The sequence below is a fragment of the Embleya sp. NPDC001921 genome (assembly GCF_053594475.1).
In genome coordinates this window covers 1-3,102 of the sequence record NZ_JBSFEO010000139.1, presented here as the reverse complement: position 1 = coordinate 3,102, position 3,102 = coordinate 1, and the positions used below count along the sequence as shown (strand labels likewise).

The window sequence follows — 3,102 nt, the reverse complement described above, 5'->3', positions numbered from 1 at the left end:
TGGCGGTGGTGTTCGAGGGTGTGGGGTTGTCGTTCGCGGAGTTGGATGTGCGGGCGAATCGGCTTGCGCGGTGTTTGGTGGGGTCGGGGGTGGGTCCGGAGTCGGTTGTCGCGGTGGTGTTGGAGCGCGGGATCGATCTGGTCGTGTCGTTGTTGGCGGTGTTGAAGGCGGGCGCCGCGTATCTCCCGATCGACCCGCAGTACCCGACCGAGCGCGTCGAACTCCTGTTGCGGGACGCGGGCCCGGCGCTGGTTGTCACCGACGGGACGTGGGCGTCGTCGGTGTCGAACACCCCTTCACCGGCGCCGGTCCTGATCGTCGATGACCCCGAGGTCGTGGCGCGGGTGGCCGGGTTTGCCGGCGGCACGCTGAGCGACTGCGAGCGTGGTGGTGCGCTGACCGGCGGCAACGCGGCGTATGTGATCTATACGTCGGGTTCGACCGGGGTGCCCAAGGGTGTCGTGGTGCCGCACGTCGGTGTGGTGAACCGCCTGGTGTGGATGCGGGGCCGGTACGGGTTCGGTGTCGGTGATCGGGTGATGTTCAAGACGCCGTTCGTGTTCGACGTCTCCGTGTGGGAGCTGTTCGCCACGTTGATATCGGGCGCGACGATGGTGGTCGCCCGGCCCGGAGGCCACCGCGACCCGGTGTATGTGGCCGCGTTGGTGCGCGAGCAGCGGGTCGGGGTGATGCACTTCGTGCCCTCGATGCTGGACGCGTTCCTGGAGGAGCCGTCCGCCGCCGCGTGCGCGCAGGACCTGCGCCTGGTGGTGTGCAGCGGCGAGGCGCTGTCGGTGGAGACCCAGGCCCGCTTCCACACGCTCTTCGACGGCGTGGAACTGCACAACCTGTACGGCCCGACCGAGGCGTCCGTGGACGTCACGGCATGGCATTGCGCCCCCGGCTGGGAAGGCGTGTCGGTTCCGATCGGTGCACCCATCGACAACACGCGGGTCTTCGTCCTGGACGATCGTCTCGCGCCTGTCCCACCCGGCGTCACGGGTGAGTTGTACCTCGCGGGTGTGCAGCTCGCGCGGGGTTACGTCGGTCGCCCCGGGCTGACGGGTGAGCGTTTCGTGGCGTGTCCGTTCGGCTCGGGCGAGCGCATGTATCGCACCGGCGACCGGGCGCGTTGGACCCGTGACGGTCAGGTGTTGTTCGCGGGTCGGGTGGACGATCAGGTCAAGATCCGGGGTTTCCGGATCGAACCCGCCGAGGTGCAGACGACCCTGCTCGCTCATCCGGGTCTGGCCCAAGCGGTGGTCGTCGCGCGCGTGGACGAGGCCACCGGTACGCACCTGGTCGCCTACGTGGTCCCGGCCCGGGACGGCGACGCGTCCGATGACGACCTGCCCGACGACGTACGGCGGTTCGCGGCGTCGCGGCTGCCGGAGTACATGGTCCCCGCCGCCGTCGTGGTCCTGGACGCCCTCCCGCTCACGAGCAACGGCAAGCTCGACCGCAAGGCACTCCCGGCGGCAGACTTCGCCGCGACCGCGTACAGGGCACCGCGTACGGCGCAGGAAGAGACCCTGTGTGCGGCCTTCGCCCAGGTGCTCGGGCGCGATGCCGTCGGGATCGACGACAACTTCTTCGAGCTCGGCGGCCATTCGTTGCTCGCCACTCGGCTCGTTTCCCGGATTCGCAGCACGCTCGGCGTCGAGCTGGAGATCCGCGCGCTCTTCCAGGCACCCACGGTCGCCGGGCTCGCGGGTCGGATCGGCAATCAGACATCAGGTCGGCGGCCGGTACTGCGGCCCATGCGTAGACCAGAGGAGCCCCGATGATTCCGTTGTCATTCGCGCAGCGACGGTTGTGGTTCCTGAGCCGACTCGAAGGGCCCAATCCGGCACACAACATCCCTGCGGTGTTGCGATTGACCGGACGGTTGGATCGTGACGCGCTGTCGGCGGCGCTGCGGGACGTCGTGGTACGTCACGAAGTGCTCCGCACCGTCTATGACGTCGCGGACGGCGAGCCCTTCCAGCGCATCCTCGAGCCGGAGGAGCTGTGCTGGGAACTACAGGTGATGGGCCCGGTCGACACGGCGGATCTGTCCGACGAGGTGCGCCGGGTGGGTGAGTACGCCTTCGACCTGGCGTCCGAGCCGCCCCTTCGGGCCTCCCTGCTCCCGGTCGGGCCCGAGGAACACGTCCTGGTTCTCGTGGTGCACCACATCGCGGGTGACGGTTGGTCGTGGGGGCCCATGGGCCGGGACATCTCGGTCGCCTACGCCGCGCGGTGTGGGCAACGAGCGCCGGAGTGGGCGCCGCTGCCGGTGCAATACGCCGACTACGCGCTGTGGCAGCGGGAGTTGCTCGGCGATGCCGACGACTCGGACAGCGTGCTGTCGCGTCAGGTGACGTATTGGCGGGATGCGCTGGCGGGCGCCCCGGAGGAGCTCGAACTCCCGGTGGACCGGCCCCGCCCGGCGGTGGCGAGTCATGTCGGTCACAACGTGCCGCTGGAGATCCCGGCCGAACTGCACGCTCGGTTGGCGGTGTTGGCGCGAGCCGAAGGCGCCACGGTGTTCATGGTCCTTCAGGCGGCGTTGGCGGTGTTGTTGTCGCGGTTGGGTGCCGGTACGGACGTCCCGATCGGGTCGGCCGTGGCGGGGAGGACGGACGAAGGGCTGGAGGAGCTGGTCGGGTGCTTCGTCAACAATCTGGTGATCCGCACAGACTTGTCCGGAGATCCGACCTTCCGTGAGGTGCTGGGCAGGGTTCGGGACGCCGGCTTCGCTGCGTTCGGGAATCAGGATGTGCCGTTCGAGCGGTTGGTGGAGGAGTTGGCGCCGGCGCGGTCGTTGGCGCGGCATCCGCTGTTCCAGGTGATGTTGACGCTCCAGAACACGGAGCGGGCCGGGCTCGCGTTCGCGGGGGTGGAGGTCGAGAGCGTCGCGGGGATGCGTCCGGCGTCGAAGTGTGACCTGGAACTGATCCTCGCGGAGGAGGTGGACCGGCGCGGTCGCCCGGCCGGCCTGTCGGGGGGTCTGACCGGCGCCGCGGATCTGTTCGACGCGGCATCGGTTGCGGCGGTCTCGGACCGACTGGCGCGTGTGCTGCGCGCGGTGGCCGACGACCCGGGTGTCCGGCTCTCGGC

2 protein-coding genes are annotated in these 3,102 nt (G+C 69.5%); both read left to right on the top strand.

What is annotated here, in order from left to right; translation table 11 throughout:
* On the top strand, nucleotides 1-1,787 hold a 1,787-nt coding region (locus ACWCPW_RS51745; protein ID WP_449768642.1), incomplete at its 5' end, for an amino acid adenylation domain-containing protein.
* On the top strand, nucleotides 1,784-3,102 hold a 1,319-nt coding region (locus ACWCPW_RS51740; protein ID WP_449768641.1), incomplete at its 3' end, for a condensation domain-containing protein. The genes ACWCPW_RS51745 and ACWCPW_RS51740, both read left to right, overlap by 4 nt.